The organism is Rhodococcus sp. GA1 (assembly GCF_024321955.1).
GTDB lineage: Bacteria > Actinomycetota > Actinomycetes > Mycobacteriales > Mycobacteriaceae > Rhodococcus > Rhodococcus pyridinivorans.
Genome location: NZ_CP097186.1, coordinates 184,658 through 202,462 on the forward strand (window position 1 = coordinate 184,658; position 17,805 = coordinate 202,462).

The 17,805-nt window shown below is 68.9% G+C and carries 19 protein-coding genes, 1 pseudogene and 1 riboswitch; of the genes and pseudogenes, 7 read left to right on the forward strand and 13 right to left on the reverse strand.

The window, feature by feature from the left end:
- Positions 1 to 154 precede the first annotated feature (154 nt).
- A complete protein-coding gene (locus M3330_RS00910) occupies positions 155 to 826 on the forward strand; it encodes a TVP38/TMEM64 family protein (RefSeq protein ID WP_006551536.1) in 672 nt (223 codons plus the stop codon).
- Here M3330_RS00910 and M3330_RS00915 read toward each other — a convergent pair.
- The gene (locus tag M3330_RS00915) at positions 805 to 1,539 is read right to left on the reverse strand and encodes a thioesterase domain-containing protein (RefSeq protein ID WP_247848953.1); all 735 of its coding nucleotides are present in this window, start codon (positions 1,537 to 1,539) and stop codon (positions 805 to 807) included. The genes M3330_RS00910 and M3330_RS00915 overlap by 22 nt on opposite strands.
- Between M3330_RS00915 and M3330_RS00920 the strand changes: the two genes are divergently transcribed.
- The 3 genes from M3330_RS00920 to M3330_RS00930 all read left to right on the forward strand — a co-directional run bounded on the left by M3330_RS00920 (position 1,522) and on the right by M3330_RS00930 (position 3,038).
- Complete coding sequence (locus M3330_RS00920; protein WP_019289313.1) at positions 1,522 to 1,863, forward strand: DUF6875 domain-containing protein; 342 nt, start codon at positions 1,522 to 1,524, stop codon at positions 1,861 to 1,863. The genes M3330_RS00915 and M3330_RS00920 overlap by 18 nt on opposite strands.
- An 81-nt stretch (positions 1,864 to 1,944) precedes the next feature.
- Positions 1,945 to 2,526, forward strand: coding sequence for a SatD family protein (locus tag M3330_RS00925; RefSeq protein WP_033096639.1), 582 nt, complete (start codon positions 1,945 to 1,947; stop codon positions 2,524 to 2,526).
- Complete coding sequence (locus M3330_RS00930) at positions 2,523 to 3,038, forward strand: hypothetical protein (protein ID WP_071934909.1); 516 nt, start codon at positions 2,523 to 2,525, stop codon at positions 3,036 to 3,038. Before M3330_RS00925 ends, M3330_RS00930 begins: the two co-directional genes overlap by 4 nt.
- Positions 3,039 to 3,055: 17 nt before the next feature.
- On the opposite strand, the gene M3330_RS00935 is transcribed toward M3330_RS00930, so the two are convergent.
- Both M3330_RS00935 and M3330_RS00940 read right to left on the reverse strand, forming a co-directional pair.
- Positions 3,056 to 3,265 (reverse strand): DUF2945 domain-containing protein, encoded by a 210-nt coding sequence (locus tag M3330_RS00935; RefSeq protein WP_006551530.1) that lies wholly within the window; start codon positions 3,263 to 3,265, stop codon positions 3,056 to 3,058.
- A 77-nt stretch (positions 3,266 to 3,342) separates the two neighbouring features.
- Positions 3,343 to 4,668, reverse strand: a complete 1,326-nt coding sequence (locus tag M3330_RS00940) for a DUF2254 domain-containing protein (protein ID WP_255026700.1) — start codon at positions 4,666 to 4,668, stop codon at positions 3,343 to 3,345.
- 132 nt (positions 4,669 to 4,800) lie between these two features.
- Positions 4,801 to 4,891, forward strand: a riboswitch (glycine riboswitch).
- Between the two features lie 142 nt (positions 4,892 to 5,033).
- Between M3330_RS00940 and M3330_RS00945 the strand changes: the two genes are divergently transcribed.
- Entirely contained in the window at positions 5,034 to 6,041 is a 1,008-nt protein-coding gene (locus M3330_RS00945; RefSeq protein WP_006551528.1) for a DMT family transporter, read from the forward strand.
- A gap of 53 nt (positions 6,042 to 6,094) precedes the next feature.
- Here M3330_RS00945 and M3330_RS00950 read toward each other — a convergent pair whose 3' ends face one another.
- From M3330_RS00950 to M3330_RS00960, 3 genes are all read right to left on the reverse strand, one after another.
- Positions 6,095 to 7,336: an SPFH domain-containing protein gene (locus M3330_RS00950; protein WP_006551527.1), complete on the reverse strand. Its 1,242-nt coding sequence runs from the start codon at positions 7,334 to 7,336 to the stop codon at positions 6,095 to 6,097.
- A 2-nt stretch (positions 7,337 to 7,338) separates the two neighbouring features.
- Positions 7,339 to 7,779 (reverse strand): NfeD family protein, encoded by a 441-nt coding sequence (locus M3330_RS00955; RefSeq protein ID WP_033096636.1) that lies wholly within the window; start codon positions 7,777 to 7,779, stop codon positions 7,339 to 7,341.
- Between the two features lie 631 nt (positions 7,780 to 8,410).
- Positions 8,411 to 9,244 carry a DUF3097 domain-containing protein gene (locus M3330_RS00960; RefSeq protein ID WP_006551524.1) on the reverse strand — a complete coding sequence of 278 codons (834 nt, stop codon included), beginning with the start codon at positions 9,242 to 9,244 and terminating at the stop codon, positions 8,411 to 8,413.
- Between the two features lie 82 nt (positions 9,245 to 9,326).
- Between M3330_RS00960 and M3330_RS00965 the strand changes: the two genes are divergently transcribed.
- Positions 9,327 to 10,136 (forward strand): hypothetical protein, encoded by an 810-nt coding sequence (locus M3330_RS00965; protein ID WP_255026702.1) that lies wholly within the window; start codon positions 9,327 to 9,329, stop codon positions 10,134 to 10,136.
- Positions 10,137 to 10,203: 67 nt separating this feature from the next.
- Here M3330_RS00965 and M3330_RS00970 read toward each other — a convergent pair whose 3' ends face one another.
- A complete protein-coding gene (locus M3330_RS00970) occupies positions 10,204 to 11,034 on the reverse strand; it encodes a class I SAM-dependent methyltransferase (protein WP_219130337.1) in 831 nt (276 codons plus the stop codon).
- 169 nt (positions 11,035 to 11,203) lie between these two features.
- Between M3330_RS00970 and M3330_RS00975 the strand changes: the two are divergent.
- Positions 11,204 to 11,884, forward strand: a pseudogene (locus tag M3330_RS00975) (winged helix-turn-helix transcriptional regulator).
- 13 nt (positions 11,885 to 11,897) lie between these two features.
- On the opposite strand, the gene M3330_RS00980 reads toward M3330_RS00975, so the two are convergent.
- From M3330_RS00980 to M3330_RS01005, 6 genes are all read right to left on the reverse strand, one after another.
- Positions 11,898 to 12,974 carry a ferrochelatase gene (locus M3330_RS00980; protein WP_006551520.1) on the reverse strand — a complete coding sequence of 359 codons (1,077 nt, stop codon included), beginning with the start codon at positions 12,972 to 12,974 and terminating at the stop codon, positions 11,898 to 11,900.
- 22 nt (positions 12,975 to 12,996) lie between these two features.
- On the reverse strand, positions 12,997 to 13,803 hold the full coding sequence (inhA, locus tag M3330_RS00985; RefSeq protein ID WP_006551519.1) for an NADH-dependent enoyl-ACP reductase InhA: 807 nt from the start codon (positions 13,801 to 13,803) through the stop codon (positions 12,997 to 12,999).
- 46 nt (positions 13,804 to 13,849) lie between these two features.
- The gene (fabG1, locus tag M3330_RS00990; RefSeq protein WP_006551518.1) at positions 13,850 to 14,599 is read right to left on the reverse strand and encodes a 3-oxoacyl-ACP reductase FabG1; all 750 of its coding nucleotides are present in this window, start codon (positions 14,597 to 14,599) and stop codon (positions 13,850 to 13,852) included.
- A gap of 65 nt (positions 14,600 to 14,664) precedes the next feature.
- Entirely contained in the window at positions 14,665 to 15,645 is a 981-nt protein-coding gene (locus tag M3330_RS00995) for a VWA domain-containing protein (protein WP_006551517.1), read from the reverse strand.
- Entirely contained in the window at positions 15,642 to 16,601 is a 960-nt protein-coding gene (locus M3330_RS01000; RefSeq protein WP_120282469.1) for a DUF58 domain-containing protein, read from the reverse strand. Before M3330_RS01000 ends, M3330_RS00995 begins: the two co-directional genes overlap by 4 nt.
- Positions 16,598 to 17,722 (reverse strand): MoxR family ATPase, encoded by a 1,125-nt coding sequence (locus M3330_RS01005; RefSeq protein WP_255028779.1) that lies wholly within the window; start codon positions 17,720 to 17,722, stop codon positions 16,598 to 16,600. Before M3330_RS01005 ends, M3330_RS01000 begins: the two co-directional genes overlap by 4 nt.
- Positions 17,723 to 17,805 lie beyond the last annotated feature (83 nt).

A 17,805-nucleotide genomic window follows, 5' to 3' on the forward strand; every position in this document is an offset into this window, starting at 1 on the left:
GTTGTGGGGATCACCACAGTTTTTCTAGCGCTCGATAACGACGTCCTCGATCGGAACGTTATCGTGCCGCCTTCGTCACTCTGCTCGCGGGATGCAAGAGACCGCCCGGCCGGTAGTGTGGACGCTCGTGACGAGGCTTGCCGCAGACCGCAGAGTGCTCGGCATCCTGGGCCTGGTGGCGGCTCTCGTCGTCGTAGCTCTCGTGGTGCCGCATCCGACGATCGCCCAGATCCGGGAGTGGTCGGAATCGGTGCACGGCCCGGCAATTGTCCTGGCGTTCTTCGCCGTCCACGCCCTGGTCACGATCGCCCCGATTCCGCGCACGGTGTTCACCCTCAGCGCCGGCGTGCTGTTCGGCAGTGCCGTCGGTATCGGCGTGACGGTCGCCGCCTCCACGGTCAGCGCCGTCCTGGCGTTCCTGCTCGTGCGGGCCGTCGGACGCAAGGCCGTGGAATCGCGCCTCACGCACCCGGCGGCGAAAGCGATCGATCTGCGGCTGGCACGCCGCGGATGGCTCGCGGTCGGCTCCCTGCGGCTGATCGCCGCCGCCCCGTTCTTCGTCGTGAACTGTTGCTGCGCCGTCTCGGCGGTCCGTCTCGTCCCCTACACACTCGCGACGGTCGTGGGCATCCTGCCGGGCACCGTGGCGGTCGTACTCCTCGGCGACGCCCTGACCGGGCAGACCGATCCGCGGCTGATGGTGATCACCGGGGTGTGCATCGCGCTCGGTCTCGCCGGGCTGTTGCTCGAGGCTCGACTCCCCGAGCCCGCCGGTTCGGCGCTCGACGCCGTCGTCGAGCCGGATCAGGATCCGGCGACGAGATAGTCGGCCAGAATCGGACCGAGGACGGCGAGCGCGGCCGGGGTCATCATCTCCAGATGGTCGCAGTCGATCGTGCGCTCGGTGATCGTGCCGGACACCCACGGCCGCCACAGGGCCGGTGACGCACCGTCGTCCGTGCCGAGCGATCGCGCCGCGGCGACGAACAGCAGGTCGCCGTCGAAACATCGCAGGTCGAGCGTCGGCGCGGCCCGATGGACGTGCGCATAGGCCGTGAGGATCCGCTCCAGGTCGGCGGTGGACTGTCCGGTCTCGTGCCCGAGACTGCGGTTCACCGCGTCGAGCAGCTGCTCGGAGGTCATCTCGTCCGGCGTCGCGTGAGGCAGTTCGATGCCCAGTCCCGCCAGCAGCTCCGCGTGGGTGTGGGCACGCCGCTCGCGTTCGAGCGGGTAGTAATCGAGGACGACCAGGTCGACGGTCTCCCCCGCGGCGCGCAGTTCGACACCCATGTGGTGGGCGATCAGTCCGCCCTGGGACCAGCCGAGCACGGTGTAGGGACCTTGCGGTTGCACGGCCCGCATCTCCTCGACGTAGCGGTGCGCCAGTTCGGCGGGCGTCGCGTCGAGGGGTCCGCCCGAGAGGTACGGCAGTTGCAGCCCGTACACCGGCCGATCCGGCAGGTGGCGCAGCAGTCCCGCGTACACCCAGGACAAGCCGATCGCGACCTCAGCGGCTTCGAGGTGATCGACGTCGTCCACACGGAATTCAAGTCGCGGTTCGTCGAACACGGTTTCATGCTCGGCCAGTTCTACCCGGGCTGCACCCAGCCGGGTCTGTGGAATCACGACTTCCATCCACTCGACGCCCCGTTGCCGATGCTGGTCGCCCGCCACATGATGACGACCGATTTCCCGTTTCTCGTTGGTCGCCAGGAATGGCTGTGCGCCTACTTCAAGAAGTTCGCCCCGGCACTGCCGTCGACACTCCGCCTCACCATCGCGAAACGGATGAAGTACGACGGCGATGCGGTGGACGCGATCACCGCACATCATGAGCTGACGGGGAACGAGCCGGGCCGATAGGCTGTACGCGTCCCTGTCCCACATTCCGGTCGTCAAGCTTCAGGTCTTGATTATCGACAATCAAGCCCTCACACTTGACGCATGTTCGTCTTGACGGTCGACCAGCGGAGCAGCCGCCGAGACATCGACCGCGTGGCGGACCTCCTCACCGAACTGCAGGATGTTCCGCTGGTACGGCCCTTCGATCGCACCGCGGGCGACGAGGTCCAGGCCGTCGCGGACGATCCCGCCCTCGTCGTCGATCTCGTCCTCGACCTCCTCCGGAGGGAACGCTGGAGTATCGGGGTGGGAATCGGCCCGGTGGAGACCCCGCTCCCCGAACAGACACGCGCCGGCCGCGGACCCGCCTTCGAACACGCCCGCACCGCCGTCGAACGCGCCAAGAACGCCCCTGGGCAGGTCGCGGCCGAAGGCGACGACACCGAGGCCACCGCCGACGTCGACGCCGCGCTCACCCTGCTCGCCACCGTCGTCCTGCGCCGCACAGACCAGGGGCACGAGGCGGTCGACCTCGCTCGTCAGGGCCTGTCGCAGGCGCGGATCGCCGAGCGTCTCGGCATCAGCAAACAAGCGGTGTCCCAGCGCCTCGCCACCGCCGGGTGGCAGGCCGAACTGGCCGGACGCGAACTCGTGCGGCGACTCCTGGAAAGGGCCGACCGTTGACCGTCCTCTCACTGGTGTGCCTGGCCGTGGCTGCTCTCGGACCCGCACTCGCGCTGCGCCCGAGCATGCCGGTGTGGCCGGCCGCCTCGTTGAGCATTGCGGGTCTCGCCGGTTCAGCCCTCGCCGCCACCGCGACCACACCGGTTCAGGGAGTCGCGCTCGCGGCCACGCTGATTCTCACCGCCACGGCGGCGATCACCGGGGGCGGACCCGCGGTCCTCGTGGCGTTCCGGATCGCGCGCCGGCAACCCGATGCCGGTCCCGAGCCCACCCCTCCCCCGGGCCCGCTCCGCGGCGGACGCGTCATCGGCGTGCTCGAACGCGGAGCGGTCACCGCCTCGATCCTCGCCGGATGGCCTGAAGGGATCGCCGTCATCATGGCGGTGAAGGGTCTCGCCCGTTATCCCGAACTACGCGAACCGAACGCCTCCGAACAGTTCATCATCGGCACGTCCACCTCGGTGCTGTGGGCGGTCGCGGTGTGCGGAGTCGGGCAGGCGCTGATCACCTGACGCCGGGATCTCCACCGTCAGGTCTTCTTCAGCGCACTCCCCTTGTGCATCGCGACGTGATCGGTCTTGTCGCTCCGGATCTCGTACTGCGGCTCGTCCTCGCTGCACCGCCGCGTGCGCCCCTTGAACTCCACGTCCTCCGTGTGCTTCGCAATGATCACACCCTCGACGTATCCGGCTTCGGAGTTCCATCGGACATGGTCACCGACGGAGAAGTGGGTCGCCATGTCGTCGTCCTCCCGATCGGCTCGCTTCCTGTGGCAGTCGGATAACCGTCTCCCATCGGTCCTACACCCCAAGACGATCAGTCCGTCCGATGCTCCGCGGGATCCGCGGACCCCTCGGCGACGGCACGGAAACGTTCGAGGTCCTCCGGACGGAACTCGGGCCGGGCGACCACCGCATGGACGAGCAGACGCAACTGGTGTTGCAAGGCCGGTACCGACTCGGTGCGCCCCTGCTCGGAGAGATGATCGATGAGCATGCGCAGCACCCGGGCAAGCGCCGTGGCCACGTGCAGCTGCGCCGAACCGGCCTGCCGGATCTGCTCGAAGGCGTGCTCGATGTACTCGTCGGGCGACAGGATCCACGGGCGCAGCAGAATCCGGCCGTCCGCACCCTCGATCGCCGGCACCGGACTGTCGGTGACCAGCAGGGTGCTCAGCAGACTGCCGAGTCGGAGCACCACCTCGGTGGCGGTCGTCGGGTCGTTGATCGCCTGGCTCAACGCGCGCAGCGCGATGTCGACGAGTTGTCGCAACGCGAAGTCCACGTCCTGTTGCATGGTGCGCGTATTCGAGATCTCCACGGCCGCCTCGAGCCGCCGCAGGATCACCGCCCGTTCCGGCTTCGGATGGATCCGCAGCAGCGGTTCCCCGCAGTGGATGTACGCGCCGGGACGCGTCTCCATCCGCACGACCGAACCCGGCGGTGCCACGGCGAGAACGAGCTCGGCCGGCGCCTGGGTCACCCAGCCGTCGCGCGGGGCGTGCACCGTCGCCCCCTCGGTGAAATCCGGCTCCGGCACCCGGTCGACGTGGATCTCGCGGTGCGCACTCCGGCTCGTGTTCGCGATGACCTTCTCGGCCTCCGAGGCGATGCTGCGCACCACCTCCCCGACCTGCAGACCGTGGGCCAGCCGGTTGAGATAGGCGATGATGAGCACCACGGTCGACACCGCGAGGACCACCGCGAGGGTGGTCGACAGTGTGGGGGCGGGGGCGGCGTCGTCCGCGCCGGTGTGGCGCAGCGTCAGCACGCAGTAGACGAAGGTCGCAACCAGCACCCCGATCACCGTCTGGCTGGCCCGATCCCGGATGAAGGACCGCATCACCCGCGGCGAGAACTGGCTGCTGGCCAGCTGCAGGCTCACGACGGTCAACGAGAAGACGACACCGGCGGTGGTGATCGTGGCACCCGCCACGGTGCTCAGCAGCCAGATCGCGGCGTTGCTGTTCATCTTCATGCCCCACGCGAAGGGGCCGAAGACCCGATCGATGTAGCCGCTCACCTCCGCGAGCACGGCTCCGGCGACGACGACCAGCGCGGGCAGCGCGAACAGACTCTCCCGGAATCGGTATACGCCCGCGGCGATCCGCAACTGCATCCACGGTCTCGGCAGAGCACTCATGTCGACCAAGCTAACCATCCGCAATCCGTACCGCGGGCACTCGCAGCGAGCTGTGGGCACACGCACCGGATGTCCCCTACGGCACGGTTACGGCAAGTCCATGAGATACTCGACGGACAATTGAACAGCCACCGAACCGCGGCGGGAGAGTCCCGCACACAGCGGGCGCCGAAGGAGCAACCTCCCCGGGAATCTCTCAGGCCCCCCAGACCGCCACGGCGAGGCTCCTCTGGAAAGCAACTCTTCCGGGTTCACCGAAGGTGTAAGCGGCTCCGTCCGCGAAAGCTCTCAGGTCCGATGACAGAGCGGGGAACGACAACACCCGCTGGTGCTCGTTTCGTGCACCCTGGACCCGAGGTAGACGTGTGACCGTTTCCCTGGGCGCGCCCCTGCGCGCCGATCATGCGCTGCTCGAGCAGCGCCCCGAAGTTGCACCGACCGAGTCGCGTGGCCCTGTTCTCCCTCCCTCCCCCGCCCCGAAGTCGCCGCCGCGTACGAACCGGCGACTCGGGATCGCCGCGATCGTGCTGTCCGCGACCGCGATGGGCGCCGCAGGATTGTTCGGCCGCAAGGCCACTCCCGAAGGCGCGGTGCTCGGTGAAGCACTGACGCTCGGGCGGATGGCGGTCGGAGCGATCGGCATGCTCGTCCTGATCGCGCTGTCCCGCCGCCTCGGACAGTTGCGCCGGACCCGCCTGTCCTGGTCGGTCGTCGGTGGCGGTGTGCTCCTCGGACTGTCCCTCGCGACCTATCTGTCCGCCACGGTGTTGACCGACCTGTCCCGTGCCGTGGTTCTCCATTACCTCGGCCCCGTCGTCGCGACGGCCCTCGCCCGGGTGTTCCTGAAGGAGAGGGTCGGTCGCCTCGACGCCCTGTCGATCGGCACGGCGTTCGCCGGCATGTTGCTCGCCGCCGGCCTGGTGGGCGGTGAATCGTCCGGGGGCGAGCACGAGACGCTGGGTACCGTGCTGGGCGCCGCCTCGGGAGTCTTCTACGGCGGGGCCCTGCTGTGCTACCGCTATCGCACCGACATGCCGTCCGACGTCCGGTCCCTGTGGAACTTCGTCTTCGGCGCCGTCGCGGCAGGTGGGATGGTCGCGGTGACCCGACCCGACCTGTCGGGGATGACCGCGACGCACTGGTTGTGGGCCGGTGGATTCTTCGTCGTCTGCGGTCTGTTCGCGCTGGGGCTGCTCGTCGTCGCAGGCAAGCACCTCCGCGCCGCGGAACTGTCCGGCCTGTCCTACCTCGAAGTCGTGGTCGCGCTGATGATCGGCATGGTCGCCTTCGGAGAGTCCGTGACCGCGCTCGCCGCCGCGGGCGCCGGTCTCATCGTGGTGGCGATGGCACTGCCGATGTTCGGCCGCCGATGACGAGTGGGAGGGCGCGCCGGTCGGCGCGCCCTCCCACTCGTGATCGGTTTCCGTTACTGCTGTTGCGGCGGCTCGGCCGGCTGCTCGGATGCGTCGTTCGTCATCCAGCGCTGCGCCGGCGGCGTTGCGGGCAACGCCGACTGTACTTCACCGGCACCCCTCTGCGTCCCCTCCGTGGCGAGACCCGTCCGAACTGCGGGGTCGACCGGCTTGCGCGCGACCGCCTCGGCTTCGGCGACGGCCTGGGCCACCTCGGGATCGCGCTTGGTCGCGAACCAGTCCTCGACCTCGGCACTGTCGTCCTCGGGCCGTTGCAGTTCCTCGTCGACAGGACTCGGCTCGAAGCGGAAGACGCCGTCCTCGCCGGGCGCGCCGAGCGTCCGCGCGAATCCTTCGAGCGCCTTGCCGAAGTCGCTCGGCACCACCCACATCTTGTTCGCATCGCCCTGGGCCATCTGCGGCAGGGTCTGCAGGTACTGGTAGGCGAGCAGCTCCGGAGTGGGCTTGCCGGCCTTGATCGCGGCGAAGACCTTCTCGATGGACTTCGCCTCGCCCTGGGCCTCGAGGTAGCGCGCCGCGCGATCACCCTGCGCGCGCAGGATCCGCGACTGCCGGTCGGCCTCGGCTTCGAGGATTGCGGCCTGCTTCGCACCCTCGGCGGAGAGGATGCGCGACTGCTTGTCGCCCTCGGCGGTCTTGATCGCGGATTCACGGTGACCCTCGGCCGTGAGGATCATCGCGCGCTTCTCGCGGTCGGCCTTCATCTGCTTCTCCATCGATTCCTGGATCGACGGCGGCGGATCGATGCTCTTGAGTTCGACCCGGGCGACACGCAGGCCCCATCGGCCGGTCGCTTCGTCGAGCACACCGCGGAGCTGACCGTTGATGGAGTCGCGGGAGGTGAGCGTCTCCTCGAGGGTCATTCCGCCGACGACGTTGCGGAGCGTGGTGACGGTGAGCTGCTCGACCGCGGCGATGTAGTTGCTGATCTCGTAGACCGCCGCCTGCGGGTTCGTCACCTGGAAGTACACGACCGTGTCGATGCTCAGCGTCAGGTTGTCCTGGGTGATGACCGGCTGCGGCGGGAACGAGACGACACGTTCGCGTAGATCGACCTTCGCGCGGATGCGGTCGACGAAGGGCACCAGGAAGGTGAGCTGACCCGACGCCGTCCGGTAGTACCGGCCGAGACGTTCGATGACCGCGGCCTCCGCTTGCGGTACCAGCGATACCGATTTGGCCACGACCACCACGACCAGTGCCACCACTACGGCGAGCACGATCAGAGCTTCCATCCTCAGACACCCCTCCACACGACGGCAGTCGCGCCGTCTATCTGCATCACTGTCACTGTCGTTCCCGGCCCGTACACCTCGGTGGCGTCCAGCGGCCTGGCGGTCCACACCTCACCGTCGATCTTCACGCGCCCGGAATGCTCCCCCACCTGCTCGAGGACCAACGCGTGCTTGCCCGGGAGAGCGTCGATCCCGGTGGGCAGAGCGGGCGGCTGGGAGTACCGGCGCCTCAGCATCGGCCGGACACCGAGCAGCAGAACCAGCGAGGTCACGGCGAAAATCACCGCGTCGATCCAGACGGGCAGATCGGTCACCGCGGAGACACCGCCGGTGACGAGCGCTGCACCGCCGAGCATCAGCAGCGCGAAATCGCCCGTGAGCGCTTCGCCGGCCGCCAACGCCACTCCGGCGATCAACCAAATCAATGCGGCCACGATCACCATCGAACCACAAATCGGACATCCTGGCAGATGCCCTGGTGGAGGAAGCGGTCTTGGCCCCTCGTCCTCGAGGCTGCTTTCCGCAGGGAAGATCTCAGGTCGGTAATTCTATATTCTTCGGCTTTCCGTCCCGACCGGAATTTCACCCCGGCTTCATAAGTGGAGGCAGCCGAAACACATCCTTTTGCCGTTGGGAAATCGGTGATACCGTCCCCGAACTACCGGCATCACCCCCGCGCGTTCGCTCCTCGTGGGAGCTCGATCAGCTCGTCAGGCGGTTCCACGCGGCCATCGACGACATCGAGGACCCGTACGAGCGCGCCGTCGAATGGATCGTCGAAGCGGTCCGCACCGTTCGCTACCACCCGGTCGCACGACGATTCGTCGACAACGAAGCCGCCCTCCCCCTCCACCGACAGCTGATGTCCGCATCCGTTCCCCAGGCTTCGCACCCGAGGAGTCCGGCAATGGAAGTCACTCCCGCACAGCGCGTTCGCGCAAACATCGAGGACGATGTACCCGTCGCCGACCGCACCTTCGTCCGGTCGCCGGCAGACCGCCGCATCCGGCCGATGTTCCTGTTCCGGGCGCTGTCGCTCCAGGACACCCACCCCACCGTCATGGTTGCGCTCGGTCAGCCCTCGTCGGGTTCGGTGACGAAGTCGACGAGGCGCTCCACGGCGCCGATGAGGTGCGATTCGAGATCGCGGAAGGAGTTCACGGCGTTGTAGACGCGCCGCCAGCCGTCCTGCGGCGTGCCCCAGCCGAGTTCACGGCAGACGCCGGTCTTCCAGTCCTGTCCGCGCGGAATGGAGGGCCAGGCGTCGATGCCCACGGCCTTCGGTTTCACGGCCTGCCACACGTCGATGTAGGGATGGCCGGTGACCATCACGTGCGGACCTAGATTCGCGGTGAGATGCTCCTCCTTGGACCCGGTGACGAGGTGGTCGGCGAGCACACCGACGCGTCGGCCCGAGCCGGGTTCGAACTCGGCCAGCCTGGCGCCGAGATTGTCGAGGCCCTCGAGTTGTTCGACGACCACGCCTTCGACCCGCAGGTCGTGCCCCCACACCCGTTCGACGAGGGCGGCGTCGTGCACGCCCTCCACCCAGATCCGGCTTCCCCGCGCCACGCGTGCGCGCAAACCCTCCACCCGGGTGGATCCCGAGGCGGATCTCGTCGGTGCGGAGGCGGGACGGATCTTCGGTTTGACGAGGGTGACGGGTGCTCCGTCGACCAGGAAGGCCGCGGGGCGCATCGCGAACAGACGGGTGCGTCCCTGCGCGTCCTCGAGCCGCACGAAGTCGCCGTCGTGGGTCTTCTCGATTCCCACGATCGCGCCGCACCAGCCGGATGCGGCGTCCTCGACGACGACGCCGCGCTCCGCTGCGAGTTCGGGAACGGCCTTCTTCTTGGTGCGGGCGTGACCGGCGTAGATGTCGCCGCCGTAGATATCGCGTGGGCTCACGCCAGTCCACCCTAGGACATTGCGCGGGACCGCTCGCGCTGCCACGCCGGACCGCCGTGCGCGGTCGCCGTATGCTTTCGGGGTGAGTTCTCCGAGCCTGACGCTGACCGTGTGGGCGGGGTCGCGGCTGTCCGGTCACGCCTCCCCCGACGATGTGATCGATGCGCTGCACGAGTGGGCGCCGATGCATCTCGTGGGTGCCCACGATGCGGCGACGGCCTCCGCGGCGGATCTGCCCGACAAGGGTGTCGCCGACGGTGCCGCCCTGCTGCTCACCCTGATCCGCCGCGTCGATTCCGCCGCCGGCGCCGGTCTGCATCTCGTCCTTCCCGCCCCGGGCGACGTCCGCGCGTTGCCTGCCGGTACGGCGTTCGCCTCCGCGGCGCTGGCTGCCGGTGAAGGCGTCGTCGTGGGAGCGCCCGGAACCCCGGGGCTGGGTCTGGTACCCGTGATCGAGGGTCCGGACGTCCTACGGTGGAACGTCTTCACGCTGCCGGCGGTACCCGAGATCGCGGTCGACGGTGGTCTCGGTGCGGCCGAGTTCGCGATCCGCGAGGCGGTTCGTGATGCCGCCTCCGCGTTGAGCGGAATCCCGACGGTGGGTACCGACGGGCGCCGCACCGATCCGCGGACGGAGATCGCCGAGAAGGTCGCCGAACTCGCGCGGCACCGCTATCCCCCGTCACTGCCCGCACGTGCCGTGCGCGTCCTCGACACCGCAGACCAGGTCGCGGCGATCCTCACCGTGGCCGGTCGCGGAGGGGGTCTGCGGGCCGGTTCGGTGTCCGCCGCCACCGGCCGCGAGGGCGCGCTGCAGCCGCTGTGGGCCGCGGTCCGCGAGGCCCGCACCGGTGCGGTCGCGGCGGCTCTGCGGGCCGAGCACCATCACTGACCGCGGCCCACAGTGCGCGTCAACTCCAGTGCGCGTCAACTCCAGTGCGCGTCGACTCCAGTGCGCGTCAACTCCGTTGCGCGGTGACCAACAGGTACTCCCAATTCATCGCTCCCCCACCGAGATCGTGACGTTGGGCGAGTTCGAGCAGGTCGAGATCGAGAGCCGCGACCCGATCGTGGTCGTCCGCGATGTTGCGGTACACCGCGATGGTGGGGCCGTAGGCGGACTTGAAGAACTCGCGGAAGTCCTCCCCGGTCGCGAAGCGTTCGACGCGCAGGTTCTCGGTGCGTGCCTGCAGGTCGGTGACACGGTCGCCGATCAGCTCGCGCACGTGCACCTCGTCGCCCCACAGCGGCGGCGGCTGTGCACCCGGCAGGGGCGGTGGCGCATACGGTTTCATCGTCGCGAACATCTGCCCGATGAAGCCGGTGGGGGTCCAGCTCAGTAGCCCGATACGTCCGCCCGGGCGGGTCACCCGGAGCAGTTCGTCGGCCGCGGCCCGGTGGTGGGGCGCGAACATCACTCCCACGCAAGAGATCACGGCATCGAAGCTCGCATCGTCGAACGGGAGCGCTTCGGCATCGGCTTCCTGCCAGTCGAGCGTCGCACCTGCCGCTTCGGCGTCACGGCGGCCGACCTCGAACAGTTCCGGGGTCAGGTCGGTCGCGAGCACCGTCGCACCGGTGAGCGCGGCGGGGATCGACGCATTGCCCGATCCGGCGGCGATGTCCAGGACACGGTCGCCCGGACCGATTCCGGTCGCGGCCACGAGAGCGGGGCCGAGTTCGGCGATGACCTCGGTCGCCACCGCTGGATAGTTGCCGAGTGCCCACATCGCCCGGTGCTTGGCCTTCAGGGCGAGATCGGCGTCGTGTGTCGTGGAGATGTCGGTCATCAGAGGATTCCTCCTGTCGAGGGACCCGGCTTCGGCACCGTCTCGGAAGCGGCCCGGGTCACGAATCGACTGTAGGAACGCGGACGCGGTGTCCTCCAGTACACAATCTGTACTGCACCGCCGCTCATCCGTGCTGGTCGCGGCGGTCCGACCGGCCTACGATCCGATCATGGGCCCGCCCTACCACCAGTTCTGTCCCGTCGCCAAGGCGATGGAGTTGTTCGACGAGAGGTGAACGCTGCTCGTGGTGCGCGAACTCGTGCTCGGCAGCGAACGGTTCAACGACCTCCGACGCGGCCTGCCCCGCATGTCGCCGACGCTGTTGTCGAAGCGGATGCACCAGCTCACAGCGGCGGGCATCGTGCAGCGCCTCGAGGACGGAAACGACGTCCGATACGTGCTCACCCCGGCGGGACGCGATCTCGAGACCGTCGTCGACGCACTCGGTGCGTGGGGTACGCGGTGGACCGGGAAACTCGGCGAGGTCGACCTCGATCCGCGACTGCTGATGTGGGACATGCACCGGCACGTCGACCATGCGGCCCTGCCGGAATCCCGGGTGGTCGTGGAGTTCGTCTTCCCGACGGTCACTCACGCGTCGCGCCGGTGGTGGATGGTCATCACGCCGCACGACGTCGACGTGTGCGACGAGGACCCGGGATTCGAGGTCTCGATCCGGGTGACGACGGGACTGCGGGAGCTGACCGAGATCTGGCGTGGCGAAGCGACCTGGCCGGACGCGTTGCGCTCGGGCGCCGTAGTCGTCGACGGTCCGAGCGCCCTGCGCCGATCGCTGCCCCGCTGGTTCGACTCCCCTCTGGCCTCACCGGCCGGGCACTCCGCCCGGTGAGGCTCGGAGGCATCTATCCGTTCGCGGCGGGCCGGGACGGGCGTTTCGGCGGCTCACAGCACCCGACGGCGCACAGGCTCCCGTTGCACGCGGACCCGAGCAGCGGTTCGGTGCCGCAGCGACGGGCGGTGACCCCCTCCCGCTGTTCCTCGACGAGCTCGCGGACGAGTTGCGCGAAGCGCGGGTCGGTTCCGGCCGTCGCCGCACGAGAGAAGCCCATGCCCAGCTCAGCGGCCCGATCGCGAGCCTCGGTATCGAGATCCCACACGACCTCGAGATGATCGGAGACGAACCCGACCGGCACGACCACGACGGCTCGGACTCCCCGTTCGTGCAGCGCATCGATGTGGTCGACGATGTCGGGTTCGAGCCACGGCACCTGCGGCGGACCGGACCGCGACTGCCACACCAGGTCGTAGTCGCCCTCGCCGAGCGCCTCGGCCACCAACCGCGCCGCTTCGGCGACCTGCCGGCTGTAGAGACGGCCGCCCTCCTCCGGCGGACCACCGGTCGCGTCGAAGGAGGTCGGAACGGAGTGCGCGGTGAACACCACGCGCGCGGAATCGCGCACGTCGTCGGCGAGTTCGACGCGGGCCGCGCGCACGGCGTCGGTGACGGCATCGAGGAACAGCGGGTGGTCGTAGAAGTGCCGCAGCTTCGTCAGCTGCGGGGCGTCCTCGACGGCGTCCCGCGCCCGCGCGATGTCCTCGTGGTACTGCCGGCAACCCGAGTAGCCGCCCCAGGCGGAGGTCGCGAACACCAGGGCGTTACGGATCCCTTCGTCGCGCATCCGCGCGACGGTGTCCTCGACCATGGGATGCCAGTTGCGGTTGCCGAAATAGATCGGCAGATCGATACCGTGCACGTCGAACTCGGCGCGGACGGCGTCGATGATCGCCCGGTTCAAGGCGTTGATCGGCGAGACACCCCCGAAGTGCAGATAGTGCTGCGCGACCTCGTCGAGTCGTTCCGGCGGGATCCCTCGTCCGCGGGTGACGTTCTCGAGGAACGGCCGCACGTCGTCGGGTCCTTCCGGTCCGCCGAACGACAGCAGCATCAGCGCGTCGTACGCCCCGGGGGTGTTCGTCATGGGAGTGCCTTCCGTCGTACGGTCAGCTGCCGAAGCCGACCTGGGAGTGGAAACCACCGTCGACGTAGACGATGGATCCCGTTGTCCCGGGTAGCCAGTCGGACAGCACCGCACACACGGTCTTCGCCACGGGCGTCGGATCGTCGACGTCCCAGCCGATCGGGGACGCCGCCGACCACCCCTCGTTCAGACGGTTCATCTCCGCGCCCGGGCCGGTCGCGTCGCCCGCGATGGCCTTGGCCGCGAGCGTCTTGATCGGGCCGGCGGCGACGAGGTTCGAACGGATACCGCGCGGGCCGACTTCCTTGGCCACGTAGCGGTTCACCGACTCGAGCGTCGCCTTGGAGACACCCATCCAGTTGTAGAACGGCACGGCCCGGGACGGGTCGAAGTCCATTCCGACGATCGAACCGCCCTCGTTCATGACGGGTAGGACGGCCTTGGCGAGCGCGCCGTAGGAGTAGGCCGACACCTCGAGCGCCACCGCGACGTCCGTCCAGGGCGCGTCGAGGAACGGGCTGCCCAGGCAGGACCGGGGTGCGAAACCGATGGAGTGGACGACACCGTCGATCCCCTCCGGTGCGAGTTCGCGGATCTTGTCGGCGAGACCGTCGAGATCCTCCTGGTTCTGCACGTCGAGGCAGATCGCCGGCGGCACCGGCTGCGGGAGACGCTGCGCGATCCGGTCGATCAACCGGAGTCGCTCGAAGCCGGTGATGATCACCTTCGCGCCCTGTTCCTGCGCGGCCTTCGCGGTGTGAAAGGCGATCGAGGCATCGGTGATGATGCCGGTGACGAGAATGGTCTTGCCCTCGAGCAGTCCGCCCATGAGTGTGTCGGTCCTCCAGTGAGATTCGGATGTGGTCGCGAGACCGTCAGTGGCCCATGCCCATGCCGCCGTCGACCGGGATCACGGCGCCGGAGACGTAGGCGGAGTCGTCGGAGGCCAGGAAGCTGACGACGGCTGCGACGTCCTCGGGCTTGCCGAGTCGCTGCAGCGGGATGAACTTCTTCGCCGTGTCGCGCAGGTCGTCTGACAGATCCGCAGTCATGTCGGTCTCGATGAAACCGGGAGCGACGACGTTGGCCGTGATCGATCGCGAACCGAGTTCGCGGGTGACCGAACGGGCGAGCCCGATGACACCGGCCTTCGAGGACGCGTAGTTGATCTGACCGGCCTGACCGGCGAGGCCGACCACGGAGCCGAGGAAGATCATGCGGCCCCAACGGGCACGGAGCATCGCACGGTTGGCGCGCTTGGCGCACCGGAAGGCGCCGGTGAGGTTCGCGTCGATCACCGAGCTGAACTGGTCCTCGGTCATGCGCATCAGCAGGGTGTCGTCGGTGATGCCCGCATTCGCGACGAGCACCTCGACGGGACCCTGATGCTCCTCGACCTCCTTGAACGCGGCGTCGACCGAGTCGGTGTCGGTGACGTCGCACCGCACACCGAACAGGTCGTCGGGCGCGCCCGAACCGCGGTGGGTCACGGCGACCCTGTGGCCGTCCGCCTGCAGGCGACGGGCGACGGCGAGGCCGATCCCGCGGTTTCCACCGGTGACGAGGACGGATCGGGGGGTGGCACCCGCGCGCGTGGACGCTGCGGCACTATCTGCGTCAGTCATGCATTCCAACCTATCTGGTGGCCTGGCCGGGACGGAAAACGCTCCGTGAGCGTGCACAAGGTGGATCAGGGCAGCCGCTGGCGCAACACCATCGCCGCGCCGAGCCCCGCGATCACCGAGAGCGCTCCGAGCATGAGCCACGGACGGCTGGCGTCGCCGCGGGTCGTCTCGAAGCCGATCTGCTCCTCGAGCGTGTTGTAGGCGTCCTCGAGTTCTTCGAGGCTTGCCGCCGTGAAGAAGCTCCCGCCCGAGAGATTCGCGATCTCCTTGAGCGACGGATCGTCGACGGGCACGGGGATCCGATCATCCTCGATGGTGACGGTGCCCGTCTGGGTGCCGAACGAGATGGTCGAGACCGGGATTCCCTTCTCCGCCGCCTGCCGCGCCGCGGTGAAGCCCCCGCGGGGATCGTCGGGACTCTCGGGGACGGTCTGTTTGCCGTCGGACAGCAGCACGATCCGCGCGGGCGGCGCCTGGTCGCTGCCGCCGAGCACGGCGGCGAGCGTGTCGATCGACTGCATCGCCGTGAAGATCGCCTCGCCGGTCGCAGTGCGCTCGCTGAGCTGCAGGTTGTCGATCGCGGACTTGCTCGCCTCCCGGTTGGTGGTCGGCGAGACCAGGACCGAGGCGGTACCCGAGAACGCGACGAGACCGAGGTTGATGCCGGGCGTCAGGTCGTCGGCGAACTGCTTGGCCGCCTCCTGTGCGGCGGCGAGTCGTGTGGGCGCGACGTCCGTGGCCTCCATCGACAACGACACGTCGATGACAAGCACGACCGTGGCCCGGTTGCGCGGCACCCGCTGTTCGGCGGTCGGGCCGGCGAGCGCCACGGTGAGGAAGACGAGGCCGACGAGCAACAGTGCGACGGGAATGTGCCGAGCGCGTCCCGGGCGGGCGGGCGCGACCTTCTCGAGCAGCTCGAGATTGGTGAAGCGCAGCGTGTTCGTCTGGCGCCGGCGCTGGACCAGCACGTACGCACCGCCGAGGGCGGCGACGACGAACAGCAGCAGCAACCACCACGGTGAAGTGAAACCGGACAGGCTCATCGTCCCCCCTGCCGTGCGGGTGCGCCGAAGCTGTGCCGCCGGGCCGCGACGAACCGCACGACGTCGCCGATCCAGTCGCGGTCGGTGCGCAGCGTCAGCACGGGTGCACCGGAACTGCGCAGTGCCTGGTGCACGGCCGCGCGATGCTCCGCGGCCGCCTGCGCGTAGTCGGCCCGCAGTTCGGGAGTGGTCGTGAATTCGCGGGTGCGGCCCGTCTCCGGGTCGTGCAGCACCACGTCGCCCAGATCGGGCAGTTCGAGGTCGCGGCGATCGATGATCTCGACGGCGAGCAGTTCGTGCCGGCCGGACAGCGCCCGCAGGGAGCGCTCCCAGTCGAGCGGACCCAGAAAATCGCTCACCACGACGGCCAGACCGCGGCGGCGCTGGGGGCGTCGCAGCGACTCGACGAGGCCTTGGAGATCGCCGCGGGTCCCGTCGGGTGCATGCGGGGTGGTCGCGACGGTACGCAGCAACGACTGGGCGTGCAGCCGCCCACCACGCGCGGGGACGCGGACGGTCTCGTTGCCGGTGGAGATCACCGCACCGATCCGATTCCCGCCACCGGTGGTCAGATGCGCGAGCGCGGCCACCGCTGCGATCGCCAGGTCGCGCTTCTCGCACATACCGGTACCGAAGTCCAGGCTGGCCGACAGGTCGACCGCGAGCCACGTCTCGAGTTCCCGGTCGGCGACGGTCTGCCGCACGTGCGGGTGCGTCGTGCGCGCGGTGACCGACCAGTCCATCTGCCGCACGTCGTCGCCCGGCTGGTACTCGCGGGCGTCCCCCGGTTCGGAACCCGGGCCCGGGATCAGACCGAGGTGGTCGCCGTGCAGGACGCCGTCGAGACGGCGCCGCACGGTGAGCTCGAGGGTGCGGAGCGCGGCGGTGAGCGCGGGATCGCGCAGTTCACCGGACCGGAACCGCGGTGGCGACCCGTCGTGAGGACGTGTGCTCACCGCGCGCCCGCACCTCCCTGCGGACCGGGTGCACCGACGGGCGCCTGCTGACCGGCAACGGTCCGCGGATCGGCGGGCGCCGGGCCGGGGGTCGCGGTCGGCACGGGTGCGTTCGCCTGGGGCGCGACCTGCGGAAGACCCACCGTCTGCAGGATGCGGGTGATGATCTGGTCCGGGGAGACGTCGTCCGCGAGCGCGTCGTAGGACAGCACCAGGCGATGGCGGAGCACATCGGGGATGACGTCGACGATGTCCTGCGGTACCACGTAGTCGCGACCGCGCACGAGCGCCAGGGCACGCGCCGAGGAGATGATGCCGAGCGTCGCGCGGGGCGAGGCGCCGTAGGCGATCCAGCCCTGCACATCGTGCAGGCCGAGTTCGGCGGGCCGACGCGTCGCGAAGATGACCCGCACCACGTAGTCGACGAGCGCGTGGTGCACGAACACACGTCCGGCGATCTTCTGCAGGCGCAGGAGCTGCTCGTTGTCGAGCACCTGCTTCGGTTCGGGAGCGGCGACACCCATTCGGTAGACGATCTCGCGTTCTTCCTCCACCGTCGGGTAGTCGACAAGGACCTTGAACAGGAAGCGGTCGCGCTGTGCTTCCGGGAGCGGGTAGACGCCCTCGTTCTCGATGGGGTTCTGCGTCGCCATCACGAGGAACGGCTCGGGCATCGGGAAGGTCTTGCCACCGATGGTGACGTGGCGTTCGGCCATCACCTCGAGCAGCGCCGATTGCACCTTCGCCGGGGCGCGGTTGATCTCGTCGGCGAGCACGAAGTTCGCGACGACCGGTCCGAGTTCGGTGTCGAACTCCTCGCGTCCCTGCCGGTAGATGCGGGTACCGACTAGGTCGGTCGGCACGAGGTCGGGGGTGAACTGGACGCGGGAGAACGATCCACCGACGACCTTCGCGAAGGTCTCGACGGCCAGCGTCTTCGCGACACCGGGAACGCCTTCGAGCAGCACGTGCCCGCGCGCGAGCACACCGACCAGCATCCGCTCGACCAGCAGGTCCTGGCCGACGATCACGCGCTTGACCTCGTAGATGGCCCGTTCGAGGAGACGGACGTCGTCGGCGGGGTCGTACGCCTTCGCAGGAGCGTCGCCGGGTTTCCGCATGTTCGCGCCGGACACCTGCGGAGCCGGACCGTTCGCACCGGCCGCCTTCGGCGCCGGCGCGGCACCCGCCGCAGCCTGGTTGT

What these genes read in the sequence shown, in the direction of transcription:
- fabG1 (WP_006551518.1), bottom strand. Translation starts at nt 14,599, where the DNA reads ATGACTGACGCAGATAGTGCCGCAGCGTCCACGCGCGCGGGTGCCACC.
- M3330_RS00955 (WP_033096636.1), bottom strand. Translation starts at nt 7,779, where the DNA reads ATGGTGATCGTGGCCGCATTGATTTGGTTGATCGCCGGAGTGGCGTTG.
- M3330_RS00950 (WP_006551527.1), bottom strand. Translation starts at nt 7,336, where the DNA reads ATGGAAGCTCTGATCGTGCTCGCCGTAGTGGTGGCACTGGTCGTGGTG.
- M3330_RS00995 (WP_006551517.1), bottom strand. Translation starts at nt 15,645, where the DNA reads ATGAGCCTGTCCGGTTTCACTTCACCGTGGTGGTTGCTGCTGCTGTTC.
- M3330_RS00940 (WP_255026700.1), bottom strand. Translation starts at nt 4,668, where the DNA reads ATGAGTGCTCTGCCGAGACCGTGGATGCAGTTGCGGATCGCCGCGGGC.
- M3330_RS00935 (WP_006551530.1), bottom strand. Translation starts at nt 3,265, where the DNA reads ATGGCGACCCACTTCTCCGTCGGTGACCATGTCCGATGGAACTCCGAA.
- M3330_RS00970 (WP_219130337.1), bottom strand. Translation starts at nt 11,034, where the DNA reads ATGACCGACATCTCCACGACACACGACGCCGATCTCGCCCTGAAGGCC.
- M3330_RS00925 (WP_033096639.1), top strand. Translation starts at nt 1,945, where the DNA reads ATGTTCGTCTTGACGGTCGACCAGCGGAGCAGCCGCCGAGACATCGAC.
- inhA (WP_006551519.1), bottom strand. Translation starts at nt 13,803, where the DNA reads ATGGGCGGACTGCTCGAGGGCAAGACCATTCTCGTCACCGGCATCATC.
- M3330_RS01005 (WP_255028779.1), bottom strand. Translation starts at nt 17,722, where the DNA reads ATGCGGAAACCCGGCGACGCTCCTGCGAAGGCGTACGACCCCGCCGAC.
- M3330_RS00980 (WP_006551520.1), bottom strand. Translation starts at nt 12,974, where the DNA reads ATGACGAACACCCCCGGGGCGTACGACGCGCTGATGCTGCTGTCGTTC.